Annotated in this window: 12 protein-coding genes; 7 read left to right on the top strand and 5 right to left on the bottom strand. The window is 70.8% G+C overall.

The window, feature by feature from the left end:
• Positions 1–67: 67 nt before the first annotated feature.
• Positions 68–1,087, top strand: a complete 1,020-nt coding sequence (locus ACIGQF_RS35020) for an MDR family NADP-dependent oxidoreductase (RefSeq protein WP_399718998.1) — start codon at positions 68–70, stop codon at positions 1,085–1,087.
• Between the two features lie 321 nt (positions 1,088–1,408).
• Here the strand turns inward: ACIGQF_RS35020 and ACIGQF_RS35015 are convergent, their stop codons facing one another.
• Positions 1,409–2,134 carry a hemolysin III family protein gene (locus tag ACIGQF_RS35015; RefSeq protein WP_399718995.1) on the bottom strand — a complete coding sequence of 242 codons (726 nt, stop codon included), beginning with the start codon at positions 2,132–2,134 and terminating at the stop codon, positions 1,409–1,411.
• Between the two features lie 229 nt (positions 2,135–2,363).
• Between ACIGQF_RS35015 and ACIGQF_RS35010 the strand changes: the two genes are divergently transcribed.
• Positions 2,364–4,214, top strand: a complete 1,851-nt coding sequence (locus tag ACIGQF_RS35010) for a phosphoenolpyruvate carboxykinase (GTP) (protein ID WP_399718992.1) — start codon at positions 2,364–2,366, stop codon at positions 4,212–4,214.
• Positions 4,215–4,362: 148 nt separating this feature from the next.
• Here the strand turns inward: ACIGQF_RS35010 and ACIGQF_RS35005 are convergent, their stop codons facing one another.
• From ACIGQF_RS35005 to ACIGQF_RS34990, 4 genes are all read right to left on the bottom strand, one after another.
• Positions 4,363–4,764, bottom strand: a complete 402-nt coding sequence (locus tag ACIGQF_RS35005; protein WP_399718989.1) for a hypothetical protein — start codon at positions 4,762–4,764, stop codon at positions 4,363–4,365.
• Between the two features lie 83 nt (positions 4,765–4,847).
• Entirely contained in the window at positions 4,848–6,059 is a 1,212-nt protein-coding gene (locus ACIGQF_RS35000; protein ID WP_361566646.1) for a pyridoxal phosphate-dependent aminotransferase, read from the bottom strand.
• A 255-nt stretch (positions 6,060–6,314) separates the two neighbouring features.
• The gene (locus ACIGQF_RS34995; RefSeq protein ID WP_399718985.1) at positions 6,315–7,940 is read right to left on the bottom strand and encodes an amidohydrolase family protein; all 1,626 of its coding nucleotides are present in this window, start codon (positions 7,938–7,940) and stop codon (positions 6,315–6,317) included.
• 14 nt (positions 7,941–7,954) lie between these two features.
• Complete coding sequence (locus ACIGQF_RS34990; RefSeq protein WP_399718983.1) at positions 7,955–9,247, bottom strand: amino acid deaminase; 1,293 nt, start codon at positions 9,245–9,247, stop codon at positions 7,955–7,957.
• A 232-nt stretch (positions 9,248–9,479) separates the two neighbouring features.
• On the opposite strand from ACIGQF_RS34990, the gene ACIGQF_RS34985 reads away from it, so the two are divergent.
• The 5 genes from ACIGQF_RS34985 to ACIGQF_RS34965 all read left to right on the top strand — a co-directional run bounded on the left by ACIGQF_RS34985 (position 9,480) and on the right by ACIGQF_RS34965 (position 14,354).
• Positions 9,480–10,508, top strand: coding sequence for a sugar kinase (locus ACIGQF_RS34985; protein ID WP_399719091.1), 1,029 nt, complete (start codon positions 9,480–9,482; stop codon positions 10,506–10,508).
• On the top strand, positions 10,505–11,281 hold the full coding sequence (locus ACIGQF_RS34980) for an IclR family transcriptional regulator (RefSeq protein ID WP_361566653.1): 777 nt from the start codon (positions 10,505–10,507) through the stop codon (positions 11,279–11,281). The genes ACIGQF_RS34985 and ACIGQF_RS34980 overlap by 4 nt, the downstream gene beginning before the upstream one ends.
• Before the next feature lie 8 nt (positions 11,282–11,289).
• Positions 11,290–11,700, top strand: coding sequence for a RidA family protein (locus tag ACIGQF_RS34975; protein ID WP_361566655.1), 411 nt, complete (start codon positions 11,290–11,292; stop codon positions 11,698–11,700).
• 176 nt (positions 11,701–11,876) lie between these two features.
• A complete protein-coding gene (locus ACIGQF_RS34970) occupies positions 11,877–13,349 on the top strand; it encodes a GntP family permease (protein WP_399718978.1) in 1,473 nt (490 codons plus the stop codon).
• 93 nt (positions 13,350–13,442) lie between these two features.
• Positions 13,443–14,354 carry a serine protease gene (locus tag ACIGQF_RS34965; protein ID WP_399718974.1) on the top strand — a complete coding sequence of 304 codons (912 nt, stop codon included), beginning with the start codon at positions 13,443–13,445 and terminating at the stop codon, positions 14,352–14,354.
• The last annotated feature ends 97 nt before the right edge of the window (positions 14,355–14,451 follow it).

The following is a 14,451-nucleotide window of genomic DNA, read 5'->3' as shown; positions in this document are numbered from 1 at the left end:
CGGGAGGAAAGCCGGATCGCACCGGTTCGTCAACCGCGTGTGGGGGCCACGGACTAGCGTCGGTGCCATGACCCAGCGCAGTGAAGTCCCCACCACCCACCGCGAAGTACGACTGGCCGCCCGCCCCCGGGACGCGGTCACCGACGACCTCTTCGAGATCGTCGAGGTGCCGGTACCGGAACCGGCGCCCGGCCAGGCCCTCGTCCGCACCACCACCATGGGCGTCGCCGCCGTGATGCGCACCCTCATGGACGAACGGAGCGCCGTGCCGCTCCCGCACTACAAGATCGGCGCCCCGCTGCACGGGGCCGCCGTGGGCGAGGTCGTGGCCGCGCCCGGCACCGACCTCCGCCCCGGTGACCTTGTGGAACACTCTCTCGGCTGGCGCGAGTTCGCCGTCGTCGACGCCTCCCGGGCGCAGCGCCTGGAGCCGGACCTGCTGCCCGACCCCGCCGCGTACCTCTCCCAGGGGCCCACCGCGCTGATGGGCATCGGGAGGGGCGCCGATGTACGCCCCGGGGACACGGTGTTCATCACCGGTGCCGCCGGCGGTGTGGGCTCGCTGGCCGGGCAGCTGGCCAAGAAGCGCGGCGCGGCCCGCGTCATCGGCAGCACCGGATCGCGCGCCAAGGGCGAGCAGCTCATGGCCGGTCTCGGCTACGACGCGGTGGTGATCCGGGGCGAGGGGCCCATTCTGGAGCAGCTGCGCAAGGCGGCACCGGACGGCGTCGACGCGGTCTTCGACAACGTGGGCGGCGAGCAGCTCCAGGCCGCCCTGGCGCTGGCCAACCGGGGGGCGAGGGTCGCGATCGTCGGCGCGCTGGCCGCGCAGATGTCCGGCTCCGGGGCCGTCACGACCGAGATCGACACGCTGTCGTTCCTGTCGCGCGGCATCACCTTGCGCGGTGTGGCCCTCTATGACCACCTGGACCTCATTCCGGAGTGGAACCGGGAGTTCGGCGAGGGGCTGCGGGACGGCACGCTCACCTTCCCGCACGCGCGGTTCAGCGGCATCGAGCAGGCTCCGCGCGCGCTGCGGGAGCTGACCGAGGGCCGGCACTTCGGCGCGGTGCTGGTGGACCTGTAGCGCACCGGGCCCGCTTCCCCGGGACCAGGCGGTCTCCCCGTTGTCAGTGGGATGTGTAACGCTCTAAGCGCGCACAGTCACATTCAGTGAGAGCTGGAGGGGGTGTTGCGGATGCGTACGGCCCTGCACGGAGCGGTCGTCCTGGCCGCCGGGGTGTGTGTGGGCGGCTTTCTCCTGGGCGGCACCGCGGTGGTCCTCGCGCTGGTGCTGGCCGGGGTGGCGGCCCTGACATGGCAAGTGGCCGCGGCGTCGAGGCCGCGGCCACGGTGGGCCAGGGGCGCGGGAGGCGCCGGGAGAGCCCGGACCGCTCCGGGGGCGGCGTCAGGCGTGGGTGTAGGCCACCAGCGAGATGCCGACGTAGTGCACGACGAACGCCGCGAGGGTGAAGGAGTGGAAGACCTCATGGAAGCCGAACCACCGAGGTGACGGGTTGGGCCGCTTGATCCCGTAGATCACGCCGCCCGCGCTGTAGAGCAGCCCGCCGACGATCACGAGCACGAGGACGGCGATGCCGCCCTTCTGCAGGAAGTCCGGGAGGAAGAAGACCGCCGCCCAGCCCATCGCGATGTAGCACGGCGTGTAGAGCCAGCGGGGTGCGCCGACCCAGAAGACACGGAAGGCGATGCCGAGGGCGGCGGCCGCCCAGATGCCCCACAGGAGCAGGTCCCGGCGGCCGTCGGGGAGCAGCAGGATGGTCAGCGGGGTGTAGGTCCCCGCGATGATCAGGAAGATATTGGCGTGATCCAGCCGGCGCAGGATGCCGGTGACCCGCGGGCCCCAGTTGCCGCGGTGGTAGATGGCGCTCACGCCGAAGAGCAGACACGCGGAGAGCGTGTAGATGCCGCACGCGACGCGTCCACGCGTGCTGTCGGCCAGCGCGGTGAGCATGACCCCCGAGAAGAGCACGGCAGGGAACATCCCGGCATGCAGCCAGCCTCGCAGCTTCGGCTTGATCGGAGCGGTGAGCGCGGAGACCGCTGAGGTCACGGACTGGGCAGTGCTGCTTTCGGCCGTGTGGCCGGCGGTGGCTTCGGGCGCGGAAGACATGGGCGCCAGCCTATATACGCCACCGTAAGTTACGGATCAGTCCGGGAGTGGTGACGGTCACCAAGGCGCCCTCTGGACAGAATCCGGTCGGCGTCGGATGATCAAATGAGTGCGGTCGGCACCGGATGAGCGGTCACGAAGCATCCGGGTCGCAGCCCCCAAGGGGCCAACATCTACAAAAGCGGACATTGTGCTGATGTTCGCATAAACCCCTCATCTAGGAGCGATCGTGGCGCGCGACAACGCGGCTCCCTCCCTCAAGCACCCGACCACCCATCAGGAGCTCATCGCCTGGGTCGATGAGATCGCGTCGATCACCCAGCCGGACCGCATCGTCTGGTGCGACGGCTCGGAGGCGGAGTACGAGCGCCTGTGTGAAGAGCTGGTCGCCAAGGGGACGTTCAAGAAGCTCGACCCGATCAAGCGACCCAACTCCTACTACGCGGCGTCCGACCCGAGCGACGTCGCCCGCGTCGAGGACCGCACCTTCATCTGCTCCGACAAGGAGGAGGACGCGGGCCCGACGAACCGCTGGAAAGCCCCCGCCGAGATGCGGGCCATCTTTACCGGGGAAAAGGGAAACAGCTTCACTGGTGAGGAGGGCATCTTCCGGGGTGCCATGCGCGGCCGGACGATGTACGTCGTCCCGTTCTGCATGGGCCCGCTGGGCTCGCCGCTGTCCGCGCTGGGCGTGGAGATCACCGACTCGGCGTACGTCGCCGTGTCGATGCGCACCATGACCCGGATGGGCCAGCCGGTCCTGGACGAGCTGGGCTCGGACGGGTTCTTCGTCAAGGCCGTGCACACCCTGGGCGCCCCGCTCGCCGAGGGCGAGGCGGACGTGCCCTGGCCCTGCAACTCCACCAAGTACATCTCGCACTTCCCCGAGGACCGCGAGATCTGGTCCTTCGGCTCCGGCTACGGCGGCAACGCCCTGCTCGGCAAGAAGTGCTACGCGCTGCGCATCGCCTCCGTCATGGCGCGCGACGAGGGCTGGCTCGCCGAGCACATGCTGATCCTCAAGCTCACGCCGCCGCAGGGCGAGGCGAAGTACGTCGCCGCCGCCTTCCCGTCGGCCTGCGGCAAGACCAACCTCGCGATGCTGGAGCCCACGATCTCCGGCTGGACGGTCGAGACCATCGGTGACGACATCGCGTGGATGCGCTTCGGCGAGGACGGCCGGCTGTACGCGATCAACCCGGAGGCCGGTTTCTTCGGCGTCGCGCCCGGCACCGGCGAGCACACCAACGCCAACGCCATGAAGACCCTGTGGGGCAACTCCGTCTTCACCAACGTCGCGCTCACCGACGACGGCGACGTGTGGTGGGAGGGCATGACGGAGGAGACCCCCGCCCACCTCACCGACTGGAAGGGCAACGACTGGACCCCGGAGTCCGGGACCCCGGCGGCCCACCCCAACGCCCGCTTCACCACCCCGGCGGGCCAGTGCCCGATCATCGCGCCCGAGTGGGAGGACCCCAAGGGCGTGCCGATCTCGGCGATCCTCTTCGGCGGCCGTCGCGCCAGCGCCGTCCCGCTGGTCACCGAGTCCTTCGACTGGCAGCACGGCGTCTTCCTCGGCGCCAATGTCGCCTCCGAGAAGACCGCGGCGGCCGAGGGCAAGGTCGGCGAGCTGCGCCGCGACCCGTTCGCCATGCTGCCGTTCTGCGGTTACAACATGGGCGACTACATGGGGCACTGGGTCAAGGTCGGCAAGAACGCCGACGCGGCCAGGCTGCCCAAGATCTACTACGTCAACTGGTTCCGCAAGAACGAGGCGGGCAAGTTCGTCTGGCCCGGGTTCGGCGAGAACGGCCGTGTCCTGAAGTGGATCGTGGAGCGCCTGGAGGGCAAGGCCGAGGGCGTCGAGACCCCCATCGGCATCCTGCCGACCAAGGAGTCCCTGGACACCGCCGGGCTGGACCTGCCGGACGCTGACCTCGACTTCCTGCTCAGCGTCGACAAGGAGGTCTGGCGCGACGAGGCCTCGCTGATCCCCGAGCACCTCAACACCTTCGGTGACCACACGCCGAAGGAGATGTGGGACGAGTACCGCGCGCTGGTGCAGCGTCTGGGCTAGCGGGAACAGCCGGCCGTAGCGGCCGGCGAGAACGGCTCGTGAGAAGGGCCCCGGCACCGAATCGGTGACGGGGCCCTTCTCATGGGGTGGAGCTCCGGGGACGGACGGGATGAGCACCACGGCCGTCCCCGGAGGTGTGGGGGCGGGGTCAGGCGGTGGCCAGCTTCCCCGCGTCGTCGTGCAGCCGCAGTACCTCGGCGGCGAGTGCGGCGGCCGCCTTGTCGGACCGGGAGTTGGCCACGACCAGGGCGTTCCCGGCGAGCGTGTGGGCACGCCGGCGGAGCGAGGGCAGCCGGCCCCGGTCGTCGCCGGACGGCCGGGCGCGCAGCGGGAAGTCGCCGCCGCGCAGCCGGGCGACCTGCTCGGCGAGCCGGTCGGCGGCATCGTCGAGTGCGTCGGACGGGGTGAGCGCACGCAGCTCGTCGAGGGTGGTCAGCAGAGCGGTCAGATGCCCGGCGAGCCGGATGTCCAGTTCCTCCGCGCGGGAGCGGTGCGGGAAATCCTGCTCGGCCATGGAGTGGACCGACTTGGTGCGGATCGGCTCGTACATGGGATGGCCTCCTGGCAACGTCAGGAGACCAGCCTACATTAGACCGAGTCTAAAGTTATCCCGCGTACAGCAAACGGCTGTGCTCAGTACTGTCCGTAGCCGTCCAGGAAGGTGCCGATGCGGGTGACCGCGTCCGTCAGGTCGTCCTTGTTCGGCAGCGTGACCAGGCGGAAGTGGTCCGGCTCGGGCCAGTTGAAGCCCGTACCGTGCACGATCATGATCTTCTCGGCGCGCAGCAGGTCCAGCACCATCTGCCGGTCGTCCTTGATCTTGTAGACCTTCGGGTCCAGCCGCGGGAAGGCGTAGAGCGCGCCCCGGGGCTTCACGCAGCTGACCCCCGGGATCTGCGAGAGCAGGTCGAACGCGGCGTCCCGCTGCTCCAGCAGCCGGCCGCCCGGCAGTACCAGGTCGTTGATCGACTGCCGGCCGCCGAGGGCGGTGGCCACCGCGTGCTGGGCCGGCATGTTGGCGCACAGCCGCATGTTCGCCAGGATCGTCAGCCCCTCGATGTACGAGGTGGCGTGCGCCTTCGGGCCGCAGACCGCGAGCCAGCCGCTGCGGTAGCCGGCCACCCGGTAGGCCTTGGACAGGCCGTTGAAGGTCAGGGTCAGCAGGTCGGGGGCGAGGGCCGCGAACGGGGTGTGCGTGACGCCGTCGTAGAGGATCTTGTCGTAGATCTCGTCCGCGCAGACGATCAGGTTGTGCCGGCGGGCGATCTCCGCGATGCCGCGCAGCAGCTCGTCGTCGTAGACCGCGCCCGTGGGGTTGTTCGGGTTGATGACGACGATGGCCTTGGTGCGGTCGGTGACCTTCCGCTCGATGTCGGCCAGGTCCGGCATCCAGTCCGCCTGCTCGTCGCAGCGGTAGTGCACGGCCGTACCGCCCGACAGCGACACCGACGCCGTCCACAGCGGGTAGTCGGGGGCCGGGACCAGTACCTCGTCGCCGTCGTCCAGCAGTGCCTGCATCGACATCTGGATCAGCTCGGAGACGCCGTTGCCGAGGTAGATGTCGTCGACCGAGAGGTCGATGCCGCGGGTCTGGTAGTGCTGCATCACCGCGCGGCGCGCGGAGAGCAGGCCCTTGGCGTCGCCGTAGCCGTGCGACGTGCCGACCGTGCGGAGGATGTCCTCCAGGATCTCCGGCGGGCAGTCGAAGCCGAACGCGGCGGGATTGCCGGTGTTGAGCTTGAGAATGCGATGACCTGCTGCCTCCAGCCGCATCGCCTCCTCAAGAACCGGGCCACGGATCTCGTAGCAGACGTTGGCGAGCTTGGTTGACTGGATCACCTGCATGTCCGCCACCTTACGGGCGTGCGACGCGCCCCGCCTGGTGTTATGGGCCACGCCGGGGGCGGCGGGGGAGTGGGCGCCGGGTGGCGCCCACTGCCCCTCGCTGCACATTCCAAGCCGCGCGCGACACCGCACCGATATTTCCCATGTGCTCACCATCGAGTGCTTCGCCATCGAAGCCGCACAACGGAATCCGCAGCGGGGGCCGGGCGGTCCGCCGACGGAATGTGAGCTTCGACATGTCCGCCGGTACGGGGTTCAGTCGCGCGTCGCGGGCGTCCGCCGCACCGACCGTCCCGCCAGCACGTCCGTGCGCCTGCCGTCCTCGATCACGAAGCGGCCGTCGATGAGCACGTGCGGGATGCCGACCGGCAGGGTGCGCGGCTCCTCGAAGGTCGCGCCCGCCGCCACGGTCTCCGGGTCGAACAGCACCAGGTCCGCGCGGTACCCCTCGCGGACCAGCCCGCGGTCCGGCAGCCGCAGCCGGGCGGCGGCCCGCCCCGTGAGGTGCGCGACGCACTCCTCCAGCGAGAGGATGCCCAGCTCACGGACGTACCGGCCCAGGTACTGGGGGAACGTGCCGTACGCACGCGGGTGCGGCTTGGCGCCCTGCAGGATGCCGTCGCTGCCGCCCGTGTGCACGCGGTGCCGCATGATCTGCCGGACGTTCTCCTCGTGCCCGACGTGCTGCAGGATCGTCGAGCCGAGGCGGTCCTCGATGAGCAGCCGGCGGGCGGTCACCCACGGTTCCTCGCCGCGCTCGGCGGCGCTCTGCGCGACGGTCTTCCCGACGTACGCGTCGAGCTCGGGGTGCGCGACGCCGGAGATCTCGATCGCGTCCCACTCGATGGGCACGCCGTGGCAGCCGTCGGCGCCCTCGACCTCCACCACCTCGCGGATGCGGGCCGCCTCGGCGTCGTCGCGCAGCCGGGCCAGGATGCCCTCAGGACCGCCCTCGCTCGCCCAGCTCGGCAGCATCGCGACGAGCGTGGTGCAGCCGGGGGTGTACGGGTAGGTGTCGAGGCTGATGTCGGCGCCGGAGTCCAGCGCCTTGTCCAGCAGCGTCAGCAGCTCGGGGGCGCGGCCCTTGTTCACGCCGAAGTTCATGGTGGCGTGCGCGAGGTGCAGCGCGCAGCCCGCCTCGCGCGTGAGGCCGACCATCTCCTCGTACGCCTGGAGCGCGCCCGCGCCGTACGAGCGGTGGTGCGGGCAGTAGTAGCCCTCGTAGCGCGCCACCACCCGGCACAGCTCGGTCAGCTCGGCGTCCGAGGCGTACATGCCGGGGGTGTAGGTGAGTCCGGAGGAGAGGCCGACGGCGCCCTCCTCCAGGCCCTCGGCGACCAGCCGCCGCATGCGGGCCAGTTCGGCGTCGGTGGCGGGCCGGTCGTCCCAGCCCAGCGCCAGCATCCGTACCGTGCCCTGCGGGATCAGGTACGCGGCGTTGATCGCGATGCCGTTGCCGTCGAAGCCGTGGTCCAGCCGGTCCAGGTACTCGCCGACCGAGCGCCAGCTGAAGTCGATGTCCGACCCGTCGCCGTTCCAGCCCGCGATCTGGGCGCGGACCTCGGCGAGAGTGCGGTCGTCGACGGGCGCGTACGACAGCCCGTCCTGGCCGATGACCTCCAGCGTGACGCCCTGCGCGGCCTTCGCCTCGTGCCCGGGGTCACGCAGGAGCGCGAGGTCGCTGTGGGCGTGCATGTCGATGAAGCCGGGGGACAGGGCGAGACCGTGCGCGTCCACGACGCGGCGGGCCGACGGGCGTGCGCCGCCGTCTCCCGCACGGTGGATGGCGGCGATCCGGCCGCCGTCGAGCGCCACGTCGGCTCGGTACGAGGGCGCGCCGGTGCCGTCGATGACGCGGACGTCGCGAATGACGAGATCCATGGTGGGCGGCCCTCTCAGAAGAACGTACGGACGAAGTCCGAAACCGTGCCGTCGGCCTCGACCAGCGGGATGAGCTGCCACTTGTCGAAGGACGTGCACGGGTGGGACAGGCCCATCCCGATCCAGTCGCCGACCTCCAGCTCGGCGCCGGGCTCGGTGCGTACCCAGGCGTGCTGGTCGGAGAGGCCGGTCACGGCGATGCCGTCGGCGGGGCGTACCGAGCCGTCGCGGCCGGACCGCACCACCTGCGCCTCGGGGAGGTCCAGGTCGTACGCCGCGTCCCGCTTGCCCGCGTTGGCGAACGCCTGCTCGCCGTTGGGGCGCGAGACGACCTGCGCCCAGAGCCGGAAGGCGGGCTGGAGCGCGCCCTCGTCGGGGTGCCGGTTGAAGGGGGTGAGATGGCGGTAGTGGCCGTCGTCGTGCGAGACGTACGCACCGGAGCGCAGCAGCTTGAGCACCGGGCGGGTCAGCTCGGGCACCTCGGCGAAGACCTCGGCGACCGTGTCGAACCACGCGCTGCCGCCCGCGCTCAGCACGATCTCGTCCAGGTCGGCGAAGCGGCCCGCCTTGTCGAAGTCGACGACGAGCGCCACGAGGCGGCGCAGCCAGGCGGCGACCCGCTCGGCGTTCGCGTCCGGCACCTCGCCCTCGTACCCCGCGATGCCGACCAGGCGGAGGGTGTCGGCGGCGGCGACGGCGTTGGCCAGGTCCAGGCAGGTGGCCTCGTCCCGTACGCCGGTACGGGCCGAGTCGCCCGCGCCCAGCTCGATGACGACGTCCACCGGGCGGGTGGCGCCGGCCTCGACCAGGGCCGCGTTCATCAGCTCGATGCCGCGCAGCGAGTCGACATAGCAGATGAAGCGGAAGCCGGGGTCGGCGTCCAGCTCGCCGGCCAGCCAGCGCAGCGCGGCGGCGTCCACCAGCTCGTTGGCGAGGAAGATCCGCTGGATGCCGAAGGCGCGGTAGACCCGGGCCTGGTGCGGCACGGCCGCGGTGATGCCCCAAGCGCCGTGCTCCAGCTGCCGTGCGAAGAGCTGTGGGGACATGGAGGTCTTGCCGTGCGGCGCGAAGGCGAGGCCGTGCCGGGCCGAGTAGGTCTCCATGAGCGCGAGGTTGTGCTCGACCGACTCGGCGGACAGGGCGAGTACCGGGGTGGTGAAACCGCCGGTGAAGAGGTTGCGGCGCTGGGCCGCCAGGTCGCCGACCGTGAGTCCCTCCGCGTCCGGGGGGAGGGCCTTGAAGCGGTGGTCCACCCGTTCGTCGGCGAGCCGTCCGACTGCGTTGTCGGACCGGGGATCGGCGGCCATGGGATTCTCCTCAAATTCCTTGTTGCAACATCTGCAACGCCCATTGCGCATATCGCTAAACGCTGTCTAGCATCCGATTCATCGTCGGGTCAATGGTGGGAAACAGGGAGCTGAACACGCGCTCCGCACCACCGGGACCCCCAGCACACACCGCGAGGAGCAGGGAAACACCGTGACCACAGTGACCACGCCACCGAACGTCACCACCGACGTCGTCTGCCTGGGCGAGTCCATGGTCACCTTCCTGCCCGCACGCCCCGGCAGGCTCGCCGACGTGCCCTCCTTCGACCGCGCCATCGGCGGCGCCGAGTCCAATGTGGCCTGCGCGCTGGCCGCCATCGGGCACCCCGTGCGCTGGATTTCCCGGGTCGGCACGGACGGCTTCGGTGACCACCTCCTGGAGACCGTCGCCGCGCACGGGGTCGACGTCGGCCACGTCCGGCGCGACCCGCGGCGCCCCACCGGCATCTACTTCCGTACGGCGGGCGAGCGGGCCACCGGCGCGGAGGGGGAGCCGGACAGGCAGCAGCTCGCCGAGGTCGTCTACTACCGCGCCGGCTCCGCCGCCTCGGCCCTCGGCCCGGACCTCGCGGACGAGCGGGCCCTGTGGGACGCCCGCGTCGTCCACGTCACCGGCATCACCGCGGCCCTCTCCGACACCTGCCTCGGCCTCCTGGAGAAGATCACCGAGCGCCGCCCCGGCCGCCCGCTGGTCTCCTTCGACCTCAACTACCGCGTCGGCCTGTGGAAGGACCGCGCCGAGCAGGCCCCCGGCATCCTCCTCGGCCTCGCCCGCGGCTGCGACCTGGTCTTCGTCGGCGAGGACGAGGCCGCGGCCGCCTGGGACGTGCACGGCCACGCCGCCGTGCGCGAGGCCCTTCCCGAGCCCGGAGTGCTCGTCGTCAAGCAGGGCAGCGAGGGCGCCACGGTGTACGAGCGGCAGCCCGACGGCACCGACACCGTGACCTTCGCGCCCGCGCTGCGCGTCGAGGTGGCGGCCCCGGTCGGCGCCGGGGACGCGTTCGCCGCCGGGTTCCTCTCCGCGACCCTGCGCGGCCTGCCGGTCTTCGACCGGATCCGGCACGGCCACCTCATCGCCGCCGCCTCCCTCACCGTCCCCGGCGACCTGGCCACCCCGCCCGCGCGGGAACTCGCCGACCACCTCGTCGCACTCACCCCGGAGGCCTGGGGGACACTGCGACTCGGCCCCGGATGGACCGAGGACGGGGCCGTGGACGTACGGGTGGAGGTCCCTTCATGAGCCAAACAGTCGACCGCGCATTGAGCATCCTGCCGCTGCTCGCGCAGGGGCCGGCCAACCTGGAGCAGGTCGCCGACCGGCTGGGCGTGCACAAGTCCACCGCGCTGCGGCTGCTGCGCACCCTCCACGAGCACGGCATGGTCTACCGCCAGGCCGACCAGCGCTACCGCCTGGGTGCCCGGCTCTTCGCCCTCGCCCAGGAGGCCGTCGAGAACCTCGACGTGCGCGACATCGCCCACCCCCACCTCGTCGCGCTCAACGAGAAGGTCGGCCACACCATCCACCTCGCGGTGTACGAGGAGAACGAGGTCCTCTACATCGACAAGGTCGAGAGCCGCTACCCGGTACGGATGTACTCGCGGATCGGCAAGCCCGTCGCGATCACCGTCGCCGCGGTCGCCAAGCTGCTGCTCGCCGACCTCCCCGAGCCGGAGCGGCGCGCCGTCGCCGAACGGCTCGACTACCCCCAGTACACAGCCCGTTCGACCCCCGACGCCACGGCCTTCCTGGCCGAGCTGGCCAAGGTGCGTGAACAGGGCTGGGCCACCGACCTCGGTGGCCACGAGGAGTCCATCAACTGCATCGGGGCACCCATCCGCGGTGCGGACGGCCGGCTGGTCGCGGCGATGTCGGTCTCGGCACCGAACGTCGTCGTCTCCGCCGAGGAACTCCTCACACTGCTCCCGCTGGTACGCCGTACCGCGGATGCCATCAGCCGGGAGTACTCCGGCAACGGCCCGGTAAGAACCCCGCAGGACCACAAGGAAGCCTGAGAACCACCATGACCGAGAAGATCGCCCTCACCCCGGCCACCCACACCACCCCGCCCGCCAAGTTCTCGCACGGCGTCAAGAAGGGCAACATCCTTCAGGTCGCCGGCCAGGTCGGCTTCCTCCCGGCGGAAGAGGGCAAGGCGCCCACCCCCGCGGGCCCGACCCTGCGCGAGCAGACCCTCCAGACCTTCGCCAACGTCAAGGCGATCCTGGAAGAGGGCGGCGCGTCCTGGGACGACGTCATGATGATGCGCGTCTACCTCACGGACGTCGACCACTTCGCCGAGATGAACGAGATCTACAACGCCTACTTCGAGGAGCAGGGTCTGAAGGAGGCGCCGGCCGCGCGTACGACGGTGTACGTCGGCCTGCCCAAGGGCCTGCTCATCGAGATCGACGCGCTCGCCGTCCTGAGCTGAGCCGCGTACCCCCTCCCGCTTCTGCACGGAAAGAGGCCCCGGTCCCTTGCCGTTAGCGCGAGTCCACCCCCCGCACCTGCACGACCTGCCGCACGGCGCGGTGCCCCGTACCGACGGGGCGCCGTGCCGCGGTCCCCCCTGCCTGGAAACCCCCTGCCTGACAACGGAGTCCTGCCATGTTCCTCGCCGCGGCCCCCACCCCAGCGCCACCACCGCACACCGGCGGTCTGCTCGCCCTCATACCGGGCACGGCCGGTCTGCTCACCGTCGCCGCGCTCGGCATCGTCCTGCTCCTCTTCCTGATCATCAAGGTCAGGCTGCAGCCCTTCGTCGCGCTGCTCTCCGTCTCCATCGCGGTCGGCCTGGCCGCCGGCCTCTCCGTCACCGAACTCTTCGGCACCGTCCAGAAGTCCGACGTCGTCTCGATGATCGAGAGCGGCATGGGCGGCATCCTCGGACACGTCGCGATCATCATCGGCCTCGGCACGATGCTCGGCGCGATCCTTGAGGTCTCCGGCGGCGCCGAGGTGCTCAGCGCCCGGCTGCTGCGCCTCTTCGGTGAGAAGCGCGCCCCGCTCGCGATGGGCCTGACCGGCCTCATCTTCGGTATCCCGGTCTTCTTCGACGTGGGCATCTTCGTGCTCGCGCCGATCGTCTACGCGGCCGCCAAACGGTCCGGCAAGTCGGTCGTCCTCTACGCCATGCCGCTGCTGGCCGGCCTGTCCATGACGCACGCCTTCCTGCCGCCGCACCCGGGCCCGGTCGCCGCCGCCGGCCTGTTCAAGGTCGACCTGGGCTGGATCATCCTGATGGGCCTGGTCTGCGGCATCCCCGCCGTGCTGGCCGCCTGGGCGTACTCCGCGTGGATCGGCAAGCGGGTCTTCGTGCCCGTACCGCAGGACATGGTCGAGGCCGCCGAGGAGGCCAAGGCCGCGGTCGCGGCCGAGAAGGCCGCCGCGGGCGTCGACGCCCACGAGAAGCCCGTGCCGCTGGGCACCGTCCTCGCCATCATCGGCACCCCGCTGATCCTCATCCTGCTCGCGACGTTCTCCTCCATCGGGCTGCAGCCGTCCTCCGGCCGCTCGGTCATCGAGTTCTTCGGCCACCCCTTCGTGGCCCTGACCATCGCGCTGCTCCTCGCGTACTACCTGCTCGGCATCCGCCGCGGCTGGTCCCGCAAGTCCCTGGAGACGGTCTCCACCGCGTCCCTGAAGCCGGTCGGCAACATCCTGCTGGTCGTCGGCGCCGGCGGAATCTTCGGCGCCGTCCTCAAGGGCAGCGGCGTCGCGGACGCCCTCTCCGACACCTTCCACGACGTGGGCCTGCCCGTCATCGTGCTGGCCTGGCTGCTGTCCGTCGTGCTCCGCGTCGCCCAGGGCTCCGCCACGGTCGCCATCGTCACCACCGCCGGCATCGTCCTGCCGCTGGTCGAGGCCCAGCACCTCTCCCAGCCGCACCTGGCCCTGGTCATCATGGCCATCTCGGCGGGCTCGATCTTCGCCTCGCACGTGAACGACGGCGGTTTCTGGATGGTCTCGAAGTACTTCGGGATCTCCGAGCGCGACACCCTGAAGACCTGGACGGTCCTGGAGTCCGTGCTCTCCGTCGCGGGCTTCGTGGTGGCCGCGGCAGTCAGTCTGGTCGTCTGACGCCCCATTGCCTTCACCCCCCGGCGCCCGGAGTATGTGCATGACAACACCGGGGGGTGAAACCTCCGGTACGCATACCGGAGAGGACCCCACATGCACAGACCTCTCAGCACCGCTCTCGCCGGCGCCCTACTGGGCGCGGCCGCCCTCGTCGGCGCCGGCGCCGGGCCCGCCGTGGCCGACGCGCATCTGCCCGGCGGCGACGGCCGGCCGGTCACGGCCGAGGTCCAGGTCGAGCTCACGCAGCACAAAGCGGCGCCGCGGGCCGTCGACTTCGCCGGCACCGTGGCGCTCAGCAACTGTTCCGGTTCGGTGGTGCGGCTGCCGAACTCCCAGGACACCGACAAGGCACTGGTCCTCTCCAACGGCCACTGCCTGGAGTCGGGCATGCCGGGGGCCGGCGAGGTCGTCGTCGACAAGGCGTCCAGCCGCAGCTTCACCCTGCTCAGCTCGACCGGCGCCAACAAGGGCACGGTCCGGGCGAGCAAGGTCGCGTACGCGACGATGACGGACACCGACGTCTCACTGTACGAACTCACCTCCACGTACGCCGACATCCAGCGGAAGTACGGCATCAAGGCGCTTGCGCTGGCCACCGAGCGGCCGGCCCAGGGCGCCTCGATCAAGGTCGTCTCCGGCTACTGGAAGAAGATCTACTCCTGCGGCATCGACGGCTTCGCGCCGACGCTGAAGGAGGGCGAGTGGACCTGGAAGGACTCGGTCCGCTACACCTCCAGCTGCCACACGATCGGCGGCACCTCCGGCTCACCGGTGGTCGACACCGCCACCGGCAAGGTCGCGGCCGTGAACAACACCCTCAACGAGGACGGGGCGCGCTGCACGCTGAACAACCCCTGTGAGGTCGCCGCCGACGGCACGGTGACCATCCATCAGGGCATCGGCTACGCCCAGCAGACGTACGGGATACCGAAGTGCTTCGGTACGGGCAACAAGCTCGACCTGAACCGGGAGGGGTGCACGCTGCCCAGGCCGGCCGGGGAGTGACCGCCCCGCCGTGAGAGGGAAAAGGACCCGCCGCCGGGGAGAGCCGGCGGCGGGCCCGTTCGCGGGCGGTGGGGAGACCCGCGATGTGGGGGGTCCG

This window comes from Streptomyces sp. NPDC053560 (assembly GCF_044544605.1).
In the GTDB taxonomy this organism is placed as follows: domain Bacteria; phylum Actinomycetota; class Actinomycetes; order Streptomycetales; family Streptomycetaceae; genus Streptomyces.
This window is presented reverse-complemented; position numbering and strand designations above follow the sequence as displayed.